Source organism: Mucilaginibacter metallidurans, from assembly GCF_003286435.2.
GTDB classification, from domain to species: Bacteria; Bacteroidota; Bacteroidia; order Sphingobacteriales; family Sphingobacteriaceae; genus Mucilaginibacter; species Mucilaginibacter gossypii.
Map to the genome: position 1 here is coordinate 1577924 of NZ_CP043449.1, position 21442 is coordinate 1599365.

15 protein-coding genes are annotated in these 21442 nt (G+C 43.1%); 10 read left to right on the forward strand and 5 right to left on the reverse strand.

Going from position 1 to position 21442, the window contains the following annotated elements; genetic code table 11:
• Positions 1-75 precede the first annotated feature (75 nt).
• A complete protein-coding gene (locus DIU38_RS07005; protein ID WP_112654342.1) occupies positions 76-1173 on the reverse strand; it encodes a FecR family protein in 1098 nt (365 codons plus the stop codon).
• 51 nt (positions 1174-1224) lie between these two features.
• A complete protein-coding gene (locus DIU38_RS07010) occupies positions 1225-1869 on the reverse strand; it encodes an RNA polymerase sigma-70 factor (protein WP_112654341.1) in 645 nt (214 codons plus the stop codon).
• Positions 1870-2050: 181 nt separating this feature from the next.
• On the opposite strand from DIU38_RS07010, the gene DIU38_RS07015 reads away from it, so the two are divergent.
• The 7 genes from DIU38_RS07015 to DIU38_RS07040 all read left to right on the forward strand — a co-directional run bounded on the left by DIU38_RS07015 (position 2051) and on the right by DIU38_RS07040 (position 14559).
• Positions 2051-3490 (forward strand): alpha-L-fucosidase, encoded by a 1440-nt coding sequence (locus DIU38_RS07015; protein ID WP_112654340.1) that lies wholly within the window; start codon positions 2051-2053, stop codon positions 3488-3490.
• Between the two features lie 254 nt (positions 3491-3744).
• Positions 3745-6417 carry a glycoside hydrolase family 2 protein gene (locus DIU38_RS07020; RefSeq protein ID WP_112654339.1) on the forward strand — a complete coding sequence of 891 codons (2673 nt, stop codon included), beginning with the start codon at positions 3745-3747 and terminating at the stop codon, positions 6415-6417.
• Between the two features lie 13 nt (positions 6418-6430).
• Positions 6431-8725 carry a family 20 glycosylhydrolase gene (locus tag DIU38_RS07025; protein ID WP_112654338.1) on the forward strand — a complete coding sequence of 765 codons (2295 nt, stop codon included), beginning with the start codon at positions 6431-6433 and terminating at the stop codon, positions 8723-8725.
• Between the two features lie 16 nt (positions 8726-8741).
• The gene (locus tag DIU38_RS07030) at positions 8742-10859 is read left to right on the forward strand and encodes an alpha-L-fucosidase (protein ID WP_112654337.1); all 2118 of its coding nucleotides are present in this window, start codon (positions 8742-8744) and stop codon (positions 10857-10859) included.
• A gap of 66 nt (positions 10860-10925) precedes the next feature.
• Complete coding sequence (locus DIU38_RS33835; RefSeq protein ID WP_244311265.1) at positions 10926-11855, forward strand: hypothetical protein; 930 nt, start codon at positions 10926-10928, stop codon at positions 11853-11855.
• A complete protein-coding gene (locus tag DIU38_RS33840; RefSeq protein ID WP_244311266.1) occupies positions 11804-13201 on the forward strand; it encodes a GH92 family glycosyl hydrolase in 1398 nt (465 codons plus the stop codon). The genes DIU38_RS33835 and DIU38_RS33840 overlap by 52 nt, the downstream gene beginning before the upstream one ends.
• Before the next feature lie 272 nt (positions 13202-13473).
• Positions 13474-14559, forward strand: a complete 1086-nt coding sequence (locus tag DIU38_RS07040; RefSeq protein ID WP_112654335.1) for a DNA topoisomerase IB — start codon at positions 13474-13476, stop codon at positions 14557-14559.
• Between the two features lie 96 nt (positions 14560-14655).
• Here the strand turns inward: DIU38_RS07040 and DIU38_RS07045 are convergent, their stop codons facing one another.
• Genes DIU38_RS07045 through DIU38_RS07055 form a run of 3 tightly spaced genes read right to left on the reverse strand, consistent with a single transcriptional unit; the run spans position 14656 to position 16891 of the window.
• Positions 14656-15141, reverse strand: coding sequence for a hypothetical protein (locus tag DIU38_RS07045; RefSeq protein ID WP_149354051.1), 486 nt, complete (start codon positions 15139-15141; stop codon positions 14656-14658).
• 32 nt (positions 15142-15173) lie between these two features.
• A complete protein-coding gene (locus tag DIU38_RS07050) occupies positions 15174-16523 on the reverse strand; it encodes a M56 family metallopeptidase (protein ID WP_149354052.1) in 1350 nt (449 codons plus the stop codon).
• Between the two features lie 11 nt (positions 16524-16534).
• A complete protein-coding gene (locus DIU38_RS07055; RefSeq protein WP_090526995.1) occupies positions 16535-16891 on the reverse strand; it encodes a BlaI/MecI/CopY family transcriptional regulator in 357 nt (118 codons plus the stop codon).
• Between the two features lie 375 nt (positions 16892-17266).
• Between DIU38_RS07055 and DIU38_RS07060 the strand changes: the two genes are divergently transcribed.
• From DIU38_RS07060 to DIU38_RS07070, 3 genes are all read left to right on the forward strand, one after another.
• Positions 17267-18850, forward strand: a complete 1584-nt coding sequence (locus tag DIU38_RS07060; protein ID WP_208057563.1) for a flavin monoamine oxidase family protein — start codon at positions 17267-17269, stop codon at positions 18848-18850.
• 32 nt (positions 18851-18882) lie between these two features.
• Positions 18883-20052, forward strand: a complete 1170-nt coding sequence (locus DIU38_RS07065; RefSeq protein ID WP_112654333.1) for a pyridoxal phosphate-dependent aminotransferase — start codon at positions 18883-18885, stop codon at positions 20050-20052.
• Between the two features lie 118 nt (positions 20053-20170).
• Positions 20171-21163 carry a Hint domain-containing protein gene (locus DIU38_RS07070; protein ID WP_146750303.1) on the forward strand — a complete coding sequence of 331 codons (993 nt, stop codon included), beginning with the start codon at positions 20171-20173 and terminating at the stop codon, positions 21161-21163.
• Positions 21164-21442 lie beyond the last annotated feature (279 nt).

Here is a 21442-nt window from a genome sequence, read left to right on the forward strand (position 1 = left end):
TACGAATATTGTAAAGCCACAGCCAAGCCAACTGATGGGAACAAATGTACTGATAACTAACTGTAGAATTATCAGTTAGTAGATATAAATGGCAGCGTTTTTAATTTTGTAATGAAAATCTTCGGTAATGCGTAATGCGTCAAGAGCCTGGGTAATGGACTCTTTTTCATAAGTGCCGCTGAAACGGTACTTTTTCATTTCATCATTTTTAAATTTGATCTCAACACCATACCAGCGCTCCATGCGCATGGCGAGGTCGGCAAAGCTTTCGTCCCTGAAAATGAGTTTATTCTGTGTCCAGGAGGTTTCTAAAATGGCACTGTCGTCCTGACGAAGACGGGTAAAACTGGTTAAGACATATTGCGTACCGGCACTGCTGTCGGTAGGTGGTGAAAGCTTAGCCTGGTTTTTACGTACAGTAGTAAACGAGCCCTTTTTAACAATCAGTTTTTCGCTTGGTTTTAAAATGATCCTGTCCGATGGCCGGTCGTCAAGGGTAACTTCAATGGCGCCCCTGATCAAGGTTGTTTCACTTAACGGATCATCGGGGTATGATTTAACGTTAAAAGCGGTACCCAGCACCTTAATGTTCATTTTTTCGGTATGGATAATGAACGGATGTTCATGATCTTTATGTACATCAAAAAAGGCTTCGCCGCTTAAATAAACTTCGCGGGTTTTGCCTGTGAAGTTTGTTGGATATCTTAACGAACTTTGCGAATTAAGGGTGATACGCGTACCGTCGGTTAATACAATGGTTGATTTATCGCGGGCAGAAGTGTTTTTATTTTGCCAGGCGGCGGATGTTGTGTTTGCAATTCCGTGGCCCAAAGTAACTGTTTTTGAATAAAAAAGGTAAGAGCAACCTGCCATTAAAACAACTGCCGCAGCAACACGCCACAGGTAATATATAACACCGTTTTTTACGGGCGTAATAGTAGTTGAAGATTCGGTAACCTCTTGTGCCTTAATTTTTGATTTTATTTTTTGGAAGGCGAGGGCATTATCGGCGTATACAGTATCGCTGTGTTTCCAATAAGCAGAAAGTGCCTCATATTGTTCACGAAGGGAAGCATCATTAGCTAAGCAAAGCTGAAGTTCGGTATTTTCATCAGAGCTGATTTCATTCGACAGTTTTTTGCCCACCAACTCTATAAATTTATCATTGCCCATCGTATAATTGCATCCTTATTTATGATAGGACAACTTATTTAGGTTAATTACCTACAAGTTTAAAAAAAATAATTGTAAAATCACAATTACAGTTCCTAAAATGTTGATAGCGTTTGGTTTAGATTGAAAATCGTTGTGTTTGTTATATTGTGTCAAAACGACACTAAGTTTCTTTATTGCCCTGAATAACTGGGTCTGTACGGTACGGGGCGAAATATTAAGAATTTCGGCTACTTCCTTATACTTCATGCCGTCTTCTTTTATCAGTCTGAAAACTATACGGCATTGTTGCGGTAAACCGGCAATAGCCTGGTCCATTCTAAAAATCAACTCTTTGTTTTCTATTTCCTTCTGGGGGTTATAGGTATTTACAAATTCAACTGAGTTGGTTTCTTCAATTTGTACAAGATGAATGGTTGAGTATTTTTTAATATGGTTTAGCGATTGGTTTTTTACCGCTACAAACAGGTAGGTTTCGGGGTTTTGAATTTCGGTGAGGTTTTTACGATTGATCCAACACTTCACAAATACATCCGAAACTATTTCTTCGGCAATCTCCCGTTGGTGTACATACAGCACACAAAATTTAATGAGCGAGTTGTTAAGGATATGGAAAAAAAGCTCAAAAGCGTTCTCATCGTCATTATTGCAAATGAGATTCCATAATTTCAGCGTATCAACTTTTCTGTCTCTCAAACCGAAGTTTTTTAATTAATCAACTAAATTTAAAACTTAATAATGGTGTAACAATAATAACATATTTAAACCGAAAAATAAAATTTTATGATGTAAGTTGCGATGTTTTTTAAAATATTTTAAAAAGTGTGTAGGCAATACACCATATAAAATTGTCAGTAATTTATAAAATAAAAGCTTGATGAAACGATTATTTACGGTATTTCTTTTGGTTTTTGGCTGCTTTAAAGCATTTGGGCAACAGCACAATATGTCAAAGCAATATGTTCCTGCGGGCGATCCTGCAGTTGAGCAAAAAATTGCTAATTGGCAGGATCTTAAGTTCGGTTTGTTTATGCACTGGGGTACCTACAGCCAGTGGGGTGTAGTTGAAAGCTGGAGCATTTGTCCGGAAGATGAAGGTTGGACGCAACGCCGCGGTCCGTATGGAGCAACCTATAATGGCTATAAGGCGGCATACGAAAATTTGCAAACCACTTTTAATCCAACCAAATTCAATCCCGAAAAATGGGTGAAGGCCGCCAAGGATGCTGGTATGAAATATGTAATTTTCACTACCAAGCATCACGATGGTTTTTGCATGTTTGATACCAAAGAAACCGATTATAAAATTACGAGCAGCAAAACTCCTTTTTCAAGTAATCCGAGGAGCAATGTAACTAAGGAGATCTTTAACGCTTTCCGTAAAGATAACTTTATGATAGGCGCTTACTTTTCAAAACCCGACTGGCATACCGAAAATTATTGGTGGCCATACTTCCCGCCAAAAGATCGGAATGTAAACTACGATCCTAAGAAATACCCTGAACGCTGGCAAAAGTTTAAAGATTTTACCTATAACCAGATCAGCGAGTTGATGAGCGATTATGGCAAGGTTGATATTTTATGGCTTGATGGTGGATGGGTGCGCCCTAAAAGCAGTGTTGATACTACCGTAGAATGGCAACGCGGAATTAAATTTGACCAGGATATCGATATGCCGAAGATAGCCGCAATGGGCAGGCAAAAGCAACCAGGATTAATAGTGGTTGACCGTACCGTAGCCGGCAAATATGAAAACTACACTACTCCCGAACAGGAAGTACCAGCAGTACCGCTTGATCATCCCTGGGAGAGCTGCATAACCATGGGTAATTCATGGAGCTATGTTCCGGGCGATCATTATAAATCGGTACAGCAAATAGTGCAGCTATTGGTAAAAATCGTATCGCGTGGTGGCAACCTGCTTATGAACATTGGCCCCGGCCCGGATGGTGACTGGGATCCGGTTGCTTATGAACGCCTGCAAGGTATCAGCCAATGGATGAAAATCAACGGTGAAGGCATTTATGCCAGCCAGTCGGTTGCACCATATTCAACAGGTAATATATACTATACTAAAGCTAAGAACAGCAATACCATTTATGCCTTTGCCTTGAGCGATCAGGAAAAAGTAATTTTACCTGCTACAGTATCTATAAAATTAAAGGATATAAAAAAGGTAAAGAAAGTTACCCTGCTTGGCAGCACTCAAAACCTTAAGTGGAAGCAGGTGACTGATGGTATCGATATCAGTATCCCGGCAAAATTACAAAAAACCAGCGGGCTTAATGAAGCGGCCGGTTTTAAAATAGTTTATTAATATTTCATAACAACCAAATAACCACAATGTCATTTCGACGATCAGGGTAGGGCTAAAAAGGTGAGGGGAAATCTTGTACAAGCGACGGGCAAATTCCCGGGTGTACAAGATTTCTCCTGATTACTACCAAAAATGCCCTGTATACTCGTCTAAATGACAATTATACCGACAAAATCCCATATTATATAGCCAAGTTTTTACAGCTAAAATGATTTGGCAGTTCTTAATTTTGATCATCCATCCAACCCAAATAAATGACAACAACCCGTTCGGCAGGCAGATCTGCATTGTTTAAATTTTCATTAGTGTTATCCGTCCTTGCTTCTGGCGTTTATCAAAACGCAGGGGCGCAAACCAGCTACGAGCTCAATAGCGGCTGGAAATGTACGTCAATGAATAGTGTTAAAGATAATGGCACTATTATATCTCAAGCCAATTATGATCTGGCTGCATGGAATCCTGCAGTTGTGCCTGGAACGGTGCTTACAACCCAGGTAGCCAACAAACAAGTACCTGATCCATTTTACGGGATGAATAATGAGAAGATCCCTGATATCTACAAAGTAGGCCGCGATTATTATACCTACTGGTTCGCCAAAGATTTTAAAGAGGCCGCGCCAACCGGCAGCAATCAAACTTACCTTAATTTTCGTGGTGTAAATTATAGCTGTGATGTTTTCCTGAATGGGCATAAGCTTAACAGCAAACTGCATAAAGGCATGTTTTTGCGCCAGAGCTACAACATTACCAAATGGCTGAGCAAAAACGGCAATAATCGTTTAGCTGTTGTAGTATACCCTCCTGATGTTGTTGGTAATCCCAATGGCGGTCAGGGTGGTGATGGTACCATTGCCCGCGGCGTAGGTATTCAATATACAGCAGGTTGGGACTGGATCCAGCCCATCCGCGACCGTAACACGGGTATCTGGGATAAAGTGACCATTGAGCACACTGGTGCTATAGTTATTAAGGATCCGCATGTTGTTACCCTTGTTCCGGGTGTTCGTCAGCCGGAAGGTGTGCAGCAGCCGGCCATCGTACAGGTGTCTGCCGAGGTTGAAAATGCTACAGGTATTGCAGTAAGTGGTACTTTACAATATAATTTAGATGGTAAGTTGGTATCACAGCCGGTTACCCTGAAAGCCAATTCAAAACAGGAAGTTAAACTGGCCGACTACAGCCTTAAAAACCCTAAGCTTTGGTGGCCAAGTGGCTACGGTCCGCAAAATTTGTATAAGCTTAATTTGCAGTTTGTAGCAGGCGGTAAAGTATCCGACCAAAAAAATATTGAAGTTGGTGTACGCCAGATTACTACCGAATGGAACAATAAAACCGAAAGCCGCCAGGTTAATGTGAACGGCCAAAAGGTATTTATTAAAGGCGGTAACTGGATCATCTCTGATCAGATGTTACGTTTCAGCGATGCCCGTTACGATGCCGAAGTTCGTTTTCACCGCGATATGAACCTGAACCTGATCCGGGTTTGGGGTGGCGCGCTAATTGAACGCCCTGAGTTTTATGAGGCTTGCGATAAATACGGTATGCTGGTTTTCCAGGATATGTGGGGATCGGGCGATTGCAATGGCCGCTGGATAGATCCGATGAAAGCTGATGACCAATGGACCCGCCGTAAATATCCTGATGATCATGACCTGTATTTAAAATCGGTTGCCGATCAGGTTAAACTGGTGCGTAACTTCCCATCGCTTGCTATCTGGTGCGGTGGTAATGAGATCACTCCGCCTGAGGATATTTTTGCGGCCCTGCGCGATACCATTATGCCTAAGCTGGATAATACCCGCTGGTTTATCCCGTATTCAAACTCCGAAGAAATGTCGCGCAATGTACAGGGCGGCAACGGCGATGGCCCTTACGGCATCCAAAGCCTTACAACTTTCTGGGATCACCAAACATATCCGTTCAACTCCGAAGTAGGTTCGGTTGGCGTTAGCGATTATGAATCGTTAAAACGCTTTATTCCTGCCGAAAATATGGTAGTGCCCGAGTTTGATGCATCTACCGGCAAAACTAAAACAGACCCCGTTTGGGAATATCATAAATATATTGGCTACGACGGTTTTGTTGATAAGTACGGAAAAGCCAAAAATGTTGAAGACTTCGCAACTAAAGCACAATTGGTAAACTATGATCAATACCGTGCTTTGATGGAGGGCTTCAGCTCGCACATGTGGGATTGGTATACGGGTACCATCATCTGGAAAACTCAAAACCCGTGGACAGCCATGCGCGGCCAGATGTATGATTATTACCTTGATCCTAATGCTTGTCTTTACGGCTTGCATAATGGCAGCGAACCTTTGCACATCATGTACAATCAAACAGACGGTATGGTAATGGTAGCCAACAATACTTTTAAAACGCATAGCAACATGCTGCTGGTGGCCAAGACATATGATATGGATGGCAAGGAGAAAATATTGACAAAGGTTTTTGCTGATGTAACCCCAACTACTACCAAACGTTATTTATCACTGAAAAGAGAGATTGAGAAAGAAGCAAAAGACAAAGGTATTTTCCTTTGCCTGCAGCTGCTTAAGTCAGATAAAGAAGTGATCAGCGAAAATATTTACTGGTTACCCGATGCTAACGGCGATTTTTCCGGCTTACAAAAAATGCCGAAAGGTACTTTAGGAGCCACAGCCAAGTATTTGAAAAATGGCAAAGTAGAAGTAACACTGACTAACGAAGGTAACGGTGCACTGGCATTTTTCAACCGCCTGTCTTTAGTTAATGCTGATACCAAACAACGTATCCTTCCGGCCTTTTATAGTGATAACTACGTAACTGTATTACCGGGTCAAACTAAAACAGTTGTTATCGACCATAATCCAGGTGCAGATAAAAACCTTGCAGTAACTATTGGAGGCTGGAACATCGCAGAACGTACTATATCTATCGACAAATAACAAAAAGAAGACAATGAATACTATTTCAAAATATTTGTCGGCAGCGGCATTGGCCCTTATCTGTACCGGTGTTGTTGGTGCCCAGGAAACAGCTGCAAAATTTCCGTTGATACCTTATCCTGCTCAATTAACTGCGGGAGAGGGTTCATTTACTATCACTTCTAAAACGGCTATTGTAAATGCCGGCGCTTTTTATACCGAAGCCTATGCCTTGAAGGATTTGCTGCGCAAAGGTTTAGGCACGCCTGTTGAAGTGAGCAAGGTAAAGAAGGCCCACGCCATAAATCTTATTTTTGATGCAAGCATAACGACTCCTGAAGCTTATCGCATGAGCGTTACTAAAGAGCAGGTAGTTATCCGCGCGAAAGATCCGGCAGGTGTATTTCACGCTGTAGAAACCATTCGTCAGTTATTGCCTGTTGGCATTGAAGCCGGTGTTGCGCAAAAGCAATTATCATTACCCGTTGTAGCTATTGAAGATGCGCCTGTTTACGAGTGGCGTGGTATGCATTTGGATGTATCGAGGCACTTCTTTTCGGTAAGCTACCTGAAAAAGTTTATCGACCGGATGGCTTTGTACAAAATGAATAAGCTGCACCTGCACTTAACCGATGATCAGGGCTGGCGTATCGAAATAAAAAAATACCCGCTGCTTACTGAAGCAGGTGCATGGCGCACGTTCAATAACCAGGACTCGGCCTGCATGAAAAAGGCTAAGGATAATCCTGATTTTGTGATTGATAAAGAGCATATCATCCAAAAAAATGGTAAAACATTATACGGCGGTTTTTACACCCAGGAGGAAATGAAAGGTGTGGTAGCTTATGCCGCCGCAAGACATATCGATATCGTTCCGGAAATTGATATGCCGGGGCACATGATGGCTGCCATTAACTCATATCCGTTTTTAACCTGCGATGGCGAAAATAAATGGGGTGAATTATTCACCAAACCTATCTGCCCTTGTAACGAAAGCACCTTTGAGTTTGCCGAGAATGTATTTACCGAGATCATGCAAATCTTCCCGTCAAAATACATTCACATCGGTGGTGATGAGGTTGACCGTACCAACTGGGGTAAATCAGATGCCTGTAAAGCTTTAATGGCCAAAGAGGGTATTAAAGATCTGGCCGGATTGCACAGTTATTTCATCAACCGTATGGAGAAGTTCTTTAACGCTAAAGGTCGCAAGCTGATTGGTTGGGACGAGGTAATTGAAGGAGGCATTAGTCCAACAGCTATTATCATGTACTGGCGTACCTGGGTGCCTGATGCACCGGTAAAAGCAGTTAAGAATGGCAACACCGTGATCATGACACCAGGCGAACCGCTTTATTTTGATAATCAGCCCGATCAGTATTCTGTTAGCAAAGTGTATCATTTTAACCCGGTGCCTAAAGTGCTGAACGCCGAAGAAGCAAAATCAATTATCGGTGCGCAGGCAAATCTCTGGTCAGAAATGATCCCGTCTGAAAAACGTGCCGATTATATGTACATGCCGCGACTAACCGCATTGTCCGAAATGTTGTGGACACATAAGGAAAGTGAATACGATTCATACCTGGAGCGTTTAACTCAACAATATAAAAGAATGGACGCGATGAAGATCAACTATCGTTTGCCCGATCTGCCAAATTTGCTTAACCAGTATGTTTTCACCGATGAAGGCAAGCTGAGCATAGCATCTCCATTACCAAGCCTTACTATCCGCTACACTACCGACGGTTCGTTGCCTGATAGTAAATCGCCGGTATTGCCATCTCCATTAACTGTCTCTAAATCAGAGTTGGTAAGGGTTGCAGCGTTCACACCAACTGGTACCCGTGGTGATGTTTATAATTTGAACTACACACAACAGCAAATGCTTGGTCCGGTAAAAATTGCTCCACCTAAACCCGGGCTTAAAGCTACTTATTATAAGGAATTCTTTAAAAAGACAGCATTAATGCAAAATGCAAAGGTTGACAGCACGTTTAGTACTGATAAAATAGAGGTACCTGCTACCGTTAAAGCGCCGTCGTTTGGCATCACCTACAAGGGTTACATTGATGTGCCAACTGACGGTATTTACAGCTTTTACTTAACCTGCGATGATGGCGGTGTATTATACATTGGCGATAAAACGGTTGTGGATAACGATGGTAACCACTCGGCACAGGAACGTAGCGGCCAGGTTGCCCTAAAAATGGGTGTACATCCGTTTAAGCTTGATTTTATTGAAGGTGGCGGCGGCTTTAAGTTGTTGCTAAAATATAGTGTTGATGGCTCGGCCCCACAGGATGTGCCATCATCATGGTTTAAAAACTAATTATCAAATACCAATTATGAAGAAGTTTACAGGCATTGCCTTATTGTTACTTGCAGCCGGTTTAAATGGTTTCGGCCAAACGGCTCCAAAACCTTACGGTGTATTGCCCACACAAGGGCAGCTCAACTGGCAGGAAACCGGTATGTATTGCATTATCCATTATGGGGTGGATACCTATACCAACAAAGAGTGGGGCTTTGGCGATGAAGATCCGAAGATCTTTAATCCGTCACAGTTTAGCGCCTTGCAGATTGTAGCTGCTGCAAAGGCCGGCGGCTTTAAAGGTGTAGTTGTGGTAGCAAAACACCACGATGGTTTTTGCATTTGGCCAACTAAAACTACGGAGCACAACATCACCAAAAGCCCATATAAAAATGGCAAGGGCGATATGCTGAAAGAATATCGTGAAGCCTGTGATAAATTGGGCATGAAACTGGGTGTTTACTGCTCACCATGGGACAGAAACAATCCCAATTACGGCACTGCCGAATATGTAAAGACCTATCGTGCGCAATTGAAAGAGTTGTATACTAATTACGGTCCGCTGTTTATTTCATGGCATGATGGTGCTAACGGGGGCGATGGCTATTACGGTGGCAAACGTGAAGTAAGGAAAATTGACCGTTCAACTTATTATGGCTGGGATACTACCTGGGCTATAACCCGCAAATTGCAACCAAATGCTGTTTTATTTGGCGATGTTGGTCCGGATGTGCGTTGGGTAGGTAATGAGGAAGGTCATGCGGGCGAAACCTGCTGGGCAACTTATACGCCACATGCTCCTGATGAAGGCAAAACCCCGGCTAATGGTTATGTGAAAGATTATGAAGGCACCGAAGGTACCCGCAACGGTAAGTACTGGATGCCTGCCGAATGCGACGTGTCGTTACGCCCGGGATGGTTTTACCATAAAACACAGGATGAAGGCGTGAAATCACCTTATACTTTGCTTGATCTGTATTACAAAAGCGTTGGCCGTGGTGCTGCGCTTGATTTGGGTTTATCTCCCGACCAGCGAGGGATTATTAATGAAATTGATGTTAAATCATTAACCGAGTTCGGCAACCTGCTTAAACAAACCTTCGCGGTTAATTTGGCAAAAGGTGCAACACTAACGGCAAGTAATGTGCGTGGCGGCAACAAAGCCAAATTCGGTCCGCAGTTTTTAGTAGATGACAACCGTTACAGCTATTGGGCAACTGATGATAAAGTAACTACGCCAACTTTAACTATCGATCTGCATTCGCCAAAAACATTTAACGTGATCCGCCTGCGCGAAAATATTAAGCTTGGGCAGCGTATTGAAGCTGTTGCTGTAGATGCTTATTTGAATGGCAAGTGGGAGCAAATAGGTGAGGCTACCAGTATTGGCGGTAACAGGCTGATTCGTTTAACTCAAAACATCACTGCAAGTAAACTGAGACTGAGGGTTACTGCTTCACCGGTGGCTATTGCATTGAGCGATTTCGGGATTTATAAAGAGCCGGTACATTTAACTGCACCAAAAGTATCACGCAATAAAAAAGGCGAAGTAAGCATTATTACCGAAGCACCGGTAAGCGCTATCCGCTATACGCTTGACGGGCATGAGCCAACATCGAGCTCGCCGGTTTACACTAAGCCGTTTGTGCTTAATGAGGGCGGAGTAGTAAAAGCCCGGAGCTTTGAAGGTAAAGGTCAACAAAGTGAAAGCGCTTATGCATCATTCGGCTATGCTAAAACCGATTGGAAAGTATTGGATGCCACAGCGCCTAATGAGGATTGGGGACGTGCAGAGAATGCCTTTGATGAAAATACCGGGAGCCTTTACAGCACGCTAAAAAAAGAAAGCGCGCAATTCCCGCAGCAGATCAGCGTTGATTTAGGAAAAGAGCAAAAGATAAAAGCATTTGGCTATTTGCCAAGGCAGGATAAACAAGCTGATGGTATAGTTGATAGCTATGTGTTTTATATCAGTAACGACGGTAAAACCTGGGAAAAAGTAGCTTCGGGCGAGTTCTCAAATATCAAATCGAACCCAATTGAGCAGCCGGTAGCATTAAAGCAGGAGGTTAGCGCGCGTTATTTTAAATTTGAGGCCACGCATGTAATTGCAGGCAATGGTATCACTGTTGCGGAATTAAGCGTTTATTAATAATCTATTAAGTATTGGGGTTTAATTGGCAGCAATATAAACCTCAATACTATCATTAAGTAAAGAATGAAAAAACAACTCGTTTTGGCCGGTTTACTGGCTCTTGTTAATTTAAGCTCTCAGGCACAAAGGCATCAATCGCGGCCTATGAAAAAGGCAGGCGGTTTAACGCAATATGTCGATCCGTACATCGGTACCGGTTTTCACGGTCACGTTTTTGTGGGCGCAAGCGTTCCCTTTGGTGCGGTGCAGTTAGGCCCAACCAATATATCCGAAGGCTGGGACTGGTGTTCGGGCTATCACATTTCTGATTCTACCATCATCGGCTTCCAGCACACGCATTTGAGCGGCACCGGTATCGGTGATCTGGGTGATATTTCTTTTATGCCTACAACCGGGCCAATTAATGTATACAAAGGCAGTAATAAAGATTTAAAAAGTGGCTATGTGTCGTTGTTCAGCCATAAGGACGAGGTTGTAAAACCGGGCTACTATAAAGTAAAACTTAAGAAATACGATATAGGCGTTGAGCTTACCGCCAGTACCCGTGTTGGTATGCATAAATACACGTTTCCTGCGTCAAAAGATGCTCACATCCTGATTGATTTGCAGGAAGGCATAGGCTGGGACAGGCCAATGGAAACCTATATTAAACAGGTTGACAAGAATACCATTTGCGGCTACCGCTTTTCCAAAGGCTGGGCAGATGATCAGCGTATTTACTTTACTGCCGTGTTTTCAAAGCCCATTAAAACTTTCGCGGTTTATGACAGTACGGCCAACGTTAAAGGTACTGAGCTAAAAGGGGAAAAGGTAAAAGGCGTGATCAGTTTTACTACCACCAAAGGTGAAGCGGTTTACGCTAAAGTGGGAATCTCGCCGGTAAGCGCAGAAAATGCCATGCTTAATATTAAGGCAGAGATCCGGGCTGGGATTTCAATAAAGTGGTTGCTGATGCTGATGCAGCCTGGAATAAGCAATTCCAGAAAATTGTGATCAAGGCTGATTCATTATCGCAAATGAAAAAGTTTTATACAGCTTTTTATCACACTATGATAGCGCCTTCTATTTTTAACGATGTAAATGGCGAATACTGGGGAACCGATAAAAAGGTGCACAAAAACGAAGGTTTCAATAATGTAACCACATTTTCGTTATGGGATACTTATCGTTCAAACAATCCGCTGTCAACCATTATCCACCCGGAGCATGTGAACGATATGATCAACTCTATGCTGGCTATTTATCAGCAGCAGGGCAGTTTGCCGGTTTGGCACTTAATGGCTAACGAAACCAATTGTATGGTAGGTTACAGCGCAGTACCTGTTGTTGCCGATGCTTTGTTGAAAGGTTATAAAGGCTTTGATGCTAATCTGGCTTACGAAGCCATGAAAACTACTGCCATGGGCGATGACCGCGGTATTAAATATGTAAAAAAATATGGCTATATCCCGGCCGATAGCAGCCGCGAATCGGTTTCAATGGGGCTTGAATATGCTATTGACGATTGGAGCCTGGCGCAGGTAGCAAAAAAGCTGGGTAAAACTGAAGATTATGCTTACTTCAGCAAGCGTGGTGCTTATTACAAAAACTACTATGACGCCAAAGCAGGCTTCATGCGCGGCCGTTTGTCACAAGATGTATGGCGCACTCCTTACAGCCCGTTTATTTCTATCCATGAAACCGGCGACTTTACTGAAGGTAACGGCTGGCAATATACCTTCCTTGTCCCGCAGGATGTGGAAGGCTTAATTGATATGCTTGGGGGCGTTGATAAATTCAATGCCAAGCTCGATTCATTGTTTATTGCGCAAGGCGATATGGGTAAATTTAAATCGCCGGATGTATCTGGTTTGATAGGTCAGTATGCCCATGGTAACGAGCCGAGCCACCCTATGAGCTATTACTATGCTTACTCAGGCAAGCCATGGAAAACAGCCGAAAAGGTAAGGTTCATCCTTGACGATTTTTATACTGATAAACCAGATGGCATTATTGGTAACGAAGATGTTGGCCAGATGTCGGCCTGGTACGTGTTATCCGCAGTCGGTTTTTATCCGGTTAACCCGGCTAACGGTCTGTATGTATTTGGTAGCCCGGTGGTAAATGAAGCTACGCTACAATTGCAAGGCAATAAGAAATTCCATGTAGTGGTTAAGAATAACGGCCCTAAAAACAAATACATCCAGGCCATGACGCTTAACGGTGCCAACTATACCAAAACTTATATCAAACACACAGATGTTATGCAGGGTGGAGAATTGGTGATCACCATGGGTGATAAGCCTGGCGCCGTTTGGGGTGTTGGTGAAGCTAATAAAGCGGTTTCGGTGTTAAAGTAATGGGGGAAACAAATATGTCATTGCGAGCACAGCGTGGCAATCTCGTAGCTATATAGAGCGGATTTGCTGGCGGGTTGCATGGCTACGAGATTGCCACGTCGTCCTGCAGCTCTGCCCCAGCTACTCCTCGCAATGACATGTTTTAACAAGAGAGGGATGGCCATCTCATCCCTCTCTTGTTAAATAGCATAAGAAAGTAAACTTGCGGTGAATATCTCCATAAGATAAATCCCTAATTAAAACTTAATATTGCCTTGACATGTTATCTCAACATGAACCGTCTCCTTAAAAAGCTCGAAAAAATTGGCCGCGATCCTAAGATCACTGCAAAAGCAGTCGGCCTGCGTTATGTTTCTGATTCATCACCAGGTTATACCCGCAAAAAATCGGGCAAGGGTTGGAGCTATTATGATGCGGATGGTAATCTGGTAAAAGACAAAGAGCTGATAACAAGGTTCAATAAGCTGGTGATCCCCCCGGCTTATACCAACGTTTGGATCTCGCCTTATGAAAACGGTCACCTGCAATTTACCGGTACAGATGCCGCAGGGCGCAAACAATACCGTTACCACACCTATTGGAACCAGATCCGCAATCAATCCAAATATCATCGCATGCAGTCTTTCGCCGCGCACTTACCGGCAATTCGTGAGCAAGTGGATAAAGATCTGGCAAGGCGCAACCTTGATCATGAAAAGGTGGTGGCACTGGTGGTAAGGTTAATGGAATTGACAAGTATCAGGGTCGGGAACGAATCGTACAAAAAGTTATATGGCTCATTTGGTTTAACAACTTTGCAAAACAGGCATGTTAAGGTTGAAGGCTCTAACCTGCGCTTTGAATTTAAGGGCAAAAAAGGCGTGTTTCATAAAGTGTCGCTGCAAAGCCGTAAGCTGGCCCGTTTGGTAAAGCAATGCAGGGATATCCCCGGGAAAGAACTTTTTCAGTACTATAATGAGGATGGAACCCGTTGCAGTGTTGGTTCAGGCGATATCAATAATTACCTGCACGAAATAACCGGCGAGGATTTTACAGCCAAAGACTTCCGTACCTGGGCGGGAAGTGTGAGTGCGCTATACGCGTTTAAAGAAGCCGGTGAGTTTAACAATATAACAGAATGTAAAAAGAAGATAGTAAGCGTTTTGGATGAGGTAGCCATTAACCTTGGGAACACGCGTACTGTTTGTAAAAAGTACTACGTGCACCCATCGGTTATTAAAAGTTATGAAGAGGGAACAATTTTTAAGTATATCAGCCAGCTTGATGAACGCGAAGATGTAAAAGCCGCCGAACTTAATATTGCCGAAAAAGCCTTGCTCAACCTGCTGGAAACGGAAAAACTGGCCGAGGCCAGTTAGCTGGTTAAGTATGTTTACCCGGTTGATTTTAGAGCGGTATAAAGAACGGTTTAACTATTAACTGAACTCCGTAAAACCCAGGCTCCAATCAACCAATTATTTTTTACGGGTACTGATCATTACTACACCATTTTTAGCTTTATCGCCATATTTTTTTGTGCCCTCGTCGCTTTTCATTACTGCTATACTATCTATCGTATTTATATCCATTTTTTTAAAAGCATCCAATGTACTGGTTTTTCCATCGATGATTACCAACGGATCTTTCTTACCGTCGGTCACGATGTTCATTCCGTTAACCTTTACTGCCTTAACGTTTGCTTTTTTACCATAACCGGTAACAACTACATCACCGCCTTCAGCTACTATGGCATCATCGTCAGATCTGATGCTGTATGAAAGAGTGGCTGGTTTGGCTTTTACCCCGTTAATGGTTACCGTACTGCTGCTACTGCCGGATCCGGTTGATGTACTGGCCGTGTTTTTTGAGATGTAAGTTTTTAGGTTGGTGTAAGTTTTACCAACACTTTTGTTAGCCGGGGCAACAGCCATTACGTTAATATCGTCGTTGTCATTTAGCACAGTATAGCCGCTTAGGTTTGTGCTAACCTTTTTTAAAGTAATGCTGGGTACATTTTTTTCGAGCTCGTCCTTATTGGGGCGTCCTTAGTTATTATATAAGCAACTTTAACAGGTTTGTCATCATCAATTTTTACAAACTTTCGGGCGTTAGCACCGGTAAGTATATACATGTTCTCGATTTTTGTCGGATCGAGGGTCTTGCCGGTAGATACCACACCATTTATCACAAATACCAGAGAATCTTTTTTAATGAATGCAAAAGATATCTTTAGCTCTTTATTGGTGTCTGGTTTGGTTGCCATTGGCGTAATAGCTATCAACGGCGTTAGCAATGGCTGAGGTGCAGCCGCAGGCTCGGGTGTAACCATTGGTTTTGCAGCAGGTGTTTTGTGAATTGGTTTACCTGCTTTTACCGGTTTTGCGGATGGACCTTCATCGGCATTAATGTTAATGATCCTGGCCAAAGGCTGTACAGCGGCGGCAAGGGTGATCCTCACAGGTTTGGCAAAATCAGCTTTTGATATGCTGAATACCAGTAACAGGGCCAAAACGGCCGGCACTACAAAGGCGTAGCGGGTGAGGTTAAGTTTCGACGATCTTTTCGCGTTCATCATGATTATCCGTTTTTTTATAGTTGAAATATTGAAATGATTAACGATGCCGGGTTGGTTGTTGTTAAAGCTTACATTAACCAAACTGTATTGGTAGGTTTTACTGTCGATCCCGTTTTTAAGGATCTTGCGGTCGGTAATAAACTCAATGTTTTCCCTTACCGCCCGCTTAATAAGCCAGATGCCTGGGTTAAACCAGTAAAAAATACTGCTGAGCTCGGCTAACAAAATATCGGCAGTATGCCACTGGTTTACGTGCACCTGTTCATGCAGCAGGATCGATTTCAGATCGGCGGGTTCGTGTTTGGCTGGATTTACATAAATGCTTCGCCAAAATGAGAATGGAGCCGCGTCTTTGTCCATTATCCTAACTAAATGGTCGCCTATATATTGAGGCTTGGAGTTTTTATACAATCGTAACAGTGATAAAAGCTGTAAGGCCAGGCGGATGAGCAGCAAACCGGCACCTGTCCAGAAAATAATGCCCAGCCAGTACCAGTAATCAAAAGTTTGAACCGGCTGGCTCACCAATTGCGCGGGCAACTGCCAGTTAAGGGCTATTTGCTCCATAGGTTTAGCCAGTTCTTCGTGCCGCTGCACAAAGGCCGAAAAATTGATTTGCGGGTAAATACTGGCAAACAGGATGGCCGCAAGTAAATAGATGCGGTTAAGTGTATAAAAGGTGAGGGGCCTTAGCACCAGGTAATAGCCCGCGCAAAACAATAGCAGGGCTATGTTCACTTTCAGTAAAAAAACAAATGTTGCCGGCATGGTTGTAAGGTTTATTGTTTTTCAATGAGTTTAATGATCTCTTTCAGGTCGGTAGCGCTGATCTTTTTTTCGTTGGCGAAAAACGTCACCAGGTCTTTATAGGAGTTTTGAAAATAGTCGCTTACAAAACCGCTCATAAAGCGCTTTTTATATTCCTCTTCTTGTATCAGGGGCAGGTAACGGAACGAGTTGCCTAATTTTTCGCTTTTCAAAAATCCTTTGCGTTCCAGGTTTTTTATGGTTGAGGCAAGGGTGGTGTAGGGTGGCTTAGGTTCGGCCAGTTGATCTAAAAAATCCTTGATAAACCCGGGGCCCGATTGCCACACTGCCTGCATAGCTTCTTCCTCTTGTTGCGATAGTTTTTCCATTGTATTTACGATTGTTTCGTAAATCTACGAACTATTCGTAGCAAAGCAAATTTATTTTTACTTTTTAACAGAATTTAACGTTTGGTTGGAGAGGTTAGTGGTTTGAGATGAGAGGTTAGGAGGATTGTCTGAATCAGAATTTACAAAATTTTAGAATTAACAGAATGTTACTTCCATGAAAATTTCTAATTCGGAAAATTTTATAATTCTGTAAATTCTGATTCTAACAGAATCTTAACTTTAACTTATCAAGTACTAAAACAACCCTGTTAATTTCATAATAACCACAACAAAAGTTGATCTTAAATTAATATAAACGCAAACAAAAAACTATATTTAGGCCTGAGTTGATTGTAAAACATAAATACGCGCTTATTGAAAACTATTACCCGCAGAGACTTTTTAAGTAAAGGTGCTATGCTGGCTGGCGGAGCCTATCCCGCTATGCTTGCCCTTGGCTTATTGAAACCGTCGCCCGCACATGCCTTTAACCTGGAAGGCAGCGGCAAAGGCAAACACATTATTATTTTAGGAGCTGGTTTGGCCGGTATGACCTGTGCCTATGAACTCGGCAAGCTCGGCTATCAATGTACCATTTTGGAGGCACAGCAACGCACCGGCGGTCGTTGTTTCAGTATCCGCAATGGCAGTACCAATACCGAAATTGATAAGCCTGCGGCTACAGCCCGTTTTGATGCCGGCCAATATTTTAATGCCGGCCCATCGCGCATTCCCCATAATCATGAGCTTACGCTGCATTACTGTAAAGAGCTGGGTGTACCCATCCAGGTTTATAACAATGTAAACGAGGGCGCTTATTATTTTGCCGAAGGTAAAGGGCCTTTGTCCAACAAAAAGATAAAGGTTAGGGAGGTGCATAATGATATCCGTGGATACATGACCGAGATGCTTGCTAAAAGCATTGACCACGGCAGTCTCGATAGTAATTTTACCAAAGAGGATGGCGAAAAGATCATCGAATACCTGCAGGCCGAAGGCGGGTTGGATATTGATAAATTGTACAAGGCATCCGCACGCCGGGGTTATGCCGAAACGCCGGGAGCCGGCGACAAGCCCGGTAAAGTTGCTGATCCGCATAAGCTGGCCGATCTGCTGCATTCAGGCTTAATGGATCCTGATTTTTATAATGTAGCAGAATATACCTATGAACTGCAGATGACCATGTTTCAGGCCGTGGGTGGTATGGATCAGATAGCTAAAGCGCTGGAGAAGAAGGTGGCGCCATCCATAAAAATGGGAGCGGAGGTTACTGCCATTAATAGTGTGCCTGATGGCGTTAAGATAACTTATAAAGACGCTACAGGGGAGCATATCTTAAATGGCGACCTGTGTATCTGCGCCATTCCGTTACCCGTGCTAAGCAATATCAGCAATAATTTCAGCGGCGATGTTAGCCGGGCTATTGACTATATCAGCTATAACCAAACCGGGAAGATAGGCCTGCAGTTTAAGCGCAGGTTTTGGGAAGAGGATGAGCATATATATGGTGGTATAACGCACACTAACAATGATTTAACGCAGATTTTTTACCCGAGTTATGATTATTTGGGAAAAAAGGGTATCTTGATTGGATATTATAACTTTAACGAAAAAGCGCAAAAGATCGGCGCTTTAGGCTACGCCGAAAGGGAGAAGTTCGCGCTGGAAAAAGGCAGGCTGATCCACCCGCAATATGACAAGGAGTTTGAAAATTCGTTTTCGGTAAGCTGGCATAAAACCAAATATAATTTAGGCGGATGGGCGGTGTATACCACAGAAACCCGCAAAACACAATACCCGGTACTGTTAAAGCCCGATAAGCAGGTATATTTTGCAGGTGAGCATTTGACATACCTGAATGCCTGGATGGCCGGTGCTTTTGAATCGGCCAGGAGCACGGTTGCCGCTGTACATGCAAGGGCTACAGGTCAGCGTACCCAATATCCGGCTCAAAAATAGAACGACGTTAAAAAACATTAAATACCACCACCATGTCAAGTACAATTAACCGCAGAAACTGGATTAAATCCAGCGCATTTATGGCCGGGGGACTGGCCCTTTTTTCAGGAACAATTGGTAAGCTGGCAGCCATGCCGGCCCGTGTATTTAAGCCATTAACCCGCGGCCTAACCGATCAGGAAGCTATTACTAACGCAGGCTTTGAATTAAAAGCAAGGCTCCTTGCTAACGAGAATCCGTTTGGTCCATCGGCTACAGTTAAAAAAGCCATTCAGGATGCTATTGATAAAAGTTATCAGTACCCTTTTATGCAGCTGTCCCAGATTTATGGGAAAATTGCTGCATACGAAGGCGTAAACTCAAATAATATACTGATGGATGCAGGTTCAACCCCGCTTTTACTTGCGGCTGCCATGCATTTTACTAAAGGTGGTAAAAGCGTAATCACCGGCGACCCTTCATATGATGACCTGCCAGGCAGGGCCCAGGCGCTTGAGGGAAAGTGGGTAAAAGTGCCCCTGACCGCCGATTATAAACTCGACCTGGACGCCATGGAAGCAAAGGTTGATGACAATACCGGTTTGGTTTATATATGCAATCCCAACAACCCAACCGCTACCGTGGTTGATACCGAAAAGTTAAAGGCCTTTTGCGAGCGGGTATCAAAAAAAACAACCGTTTTTGTCGATGAGGCTTATATAGATTACCTGCCTGATCCGAAAGCTGCAAGTATGATCAGTTCTGTTAAAGCGGGTAATAATGTGATAGTTGCACGTACCTTTTCAAAACTTTATGGCTTTGCCGGCTTAAGGCTCGGGTATATTATATCACAGCCGGATACCATCAAAACATTTGAAAAATATACTACCCAGGCCTGGAGCATTAGCGCAACTACACTCGCCGCCGCCATAGCGGGTTATCGCGAAGAAGCATTTCTGAAAGAAACCCTGGAAAAAACAAATGCTTCTAAGGAGTATCTGTACTCAGTACTTAAAAAAGAGGGATATGAATACATCCCCTCATCGGCGAACTTTGTCATGTTCCCGCTGAAAATGGACGGAAAAAAATTTGTCGGCGAAATGATGAAGCGCGGCGTAGGTATTCGTAACTGGCAATTTAACGGCAAAGACTGGTGCCGCGTAAGCATTGGCCGCATGGACGAAATGGAAGCCTTTGCCGATGCGTTTAAACAGTTATCTTAAGTGATTGGAGGTTAGAGATTGGAGGTTAGGTTTCAATAGTTTTATACAAATAACCCTAACTTTCAATTTCTGACCATTACCTAATCACTAATCTCCAACCTCTAATCTCTAAAACAAAGTGCGTAAATTAACATTAACACTATTACTAAGCTCTTCATTGTATTTTGCCCAGGCGCAAACTGTAAACCCTCGTCCGCTTACTATGGATGAGTATAAAAAAGCACAGTCATTCACCATTGCTAATTTGGATAATAACACCTACGTTAAATTTGAAAATACCTATGTGCTTGACCGGTACGAAAGCCGTAAACCTTATTTTATAACCGGGGCCGACGGCTTGAAAAAACGTATCGACCTGTATAAACTGGTTGCCAAAGAAGGTATGCAAGAAATAGGCCTCATGGTGTTTTATACCAACGAAAAAGGCAAGCTTTACAAAGCCGTCGTGCCAGACTTTACTGCCGATGCTAAAGTTTGGGAGCAATATTTTCAGGATATTGATAATATCAACAAAGTGGAGCAAAACTTTATCCTGAAGTTGTCGTACGTACTGTCGAAGGAAGTCAGCTTTCAACAATATAAGGTACTTAACGCGGGTAAGGATCTGAAGGAGGAAGCAGCTACCTATGGCAATGACATCTGTTTCCCGGGCGAAGAATTGGTTACCATGGCCAATGGCGATAAAAAAATGTTGAAAGCTGTAAAAAGCGGTGATGAGGTAATAACAATTGATCCGTTGACTAAAAAAAGTACCGCTGTAAAGGTAAAAGAGCTTACCATACATGAGGCCAAAAACTATGCTTTAACGCAACTGGTATTGGTATCGGCCCAAACAAAAAACACAGCCGAAGGCAGGCAGGTAAAACTGAATAGCAAAGTGTTACAGGCAACTCCTAATCACCCTATGTTAACCAAACAGGGTAACATTAAAATAGGAGCGGTAGCAACCGGGCAGGAAGTACTTTGCCTGAACGAGCAAACCGGCAAATATGAAACTTTCACCGTATTGCAAAAAACAGAACACGCGGGCGGTGTACAAAGAGTATATAACATTGTAGCCGATGGCGGCAGTACCCTGCTCATGAACGGTGTAATGGTGATGCAGAAGTAATTTAGTGTTCCCTTTCTCTGCTTTAATCAATTTCTACAAACCTGTTCCCCCTCTGGGGATTTTACAATTAATAAACATGTATTAATTGCCCAAGAACAGATGCACCAAAGGTGCAAAAGGTTTGTAGCTCGTAAAGTTATAGAATACCCGTTGCCCCAGAGGGGCAACACACGACGACTTGTTGTTTAAACGACAAGCAATTTTGTGAGCAAACTTAAACTCGTGGAGGAACCTTGAGTTATTCGTAAAATACTTAGTTTCTTAACAATGTCGGCAGCA

What these genes read in the sequence shown, in the direction of transcription:
- DIU38_RS07005 (WP_112654342.1), bottom strand. Translation starts at nt 1,173, where the DNA reads ATGGGCAATGATAAATTTATAGAGTTGGTGGGCAAAAAACTGTCGAAT.
- DIU38_RS07015 (WP_112654340.1), top strand. Translation starts at nt 2,051, where the DNA reads ATGAAACGATTATTTACGGTATTTCTTTTGGTTTTTGGCTGCTTTAAA.
- DIU38_RS07020 (WP_112654339.1), top strand. Translation starts at nt 3,745, where the DNA reads ATGACAACAACCCGTTCGGCAGGCAGATCTGCATTGTTTAAATTTTCA.
- DIU38_RS07025 (WP_112654338.1), top strand. Translation starts at nt 6,431, where the DNA reads ATGAATACTATTTCAAAATATTTGTCGGCAGCGGCATTGGCCCTTATC.
- DIU38_RS07030 (WP_112654337.1), top strand. Translation starts at nt 8,742, where the DNA reads ATGAAGAAGTTTACAGGCATTGCCTTATTGTTACTTGCAGCCGGTTTA.
- DIU38_RS33835 (WP_244311265.1), top strand. Translation starts at nt 10,926, where the DNA reads ATGAAAAAACAACTCGTTTTGGCCGGTTTACTGGCTCTTGTTAATTTA.
- DIU38_RS07040 (WP_112654335.1), top strand. Translation starts at nt 13,474, where the DNA reads ATGAACCGTCTCCTTAAAAAGCTCGAAAAAATTGGCCGCGATCCTAAG.
- DIU38_RS07050 (WP_149354052.1), bottom strand. Translation starts at nt 16,523, where the DNA reads ATGCCGGCAACATTTGTTTTTTTACTGAAAGTGAACATAGCCCTGCTA.
- DIU38_RS07055 (WP_090526995.1), bottom strand. Translation starts at nt 16,891, where the DNA reads ATGGAAAAACTATCGCAACAAGAGGAAGAAGCTATGCAGGCAGTGTGG.
- DIU38_RS07065 (WP_112654333.1), top strand. Translation starts at nt 18,883, where the DNA reads ATGTCAAGTACAATTAACCGCAGAAACTGGATTAAATCCAGCGCATTT.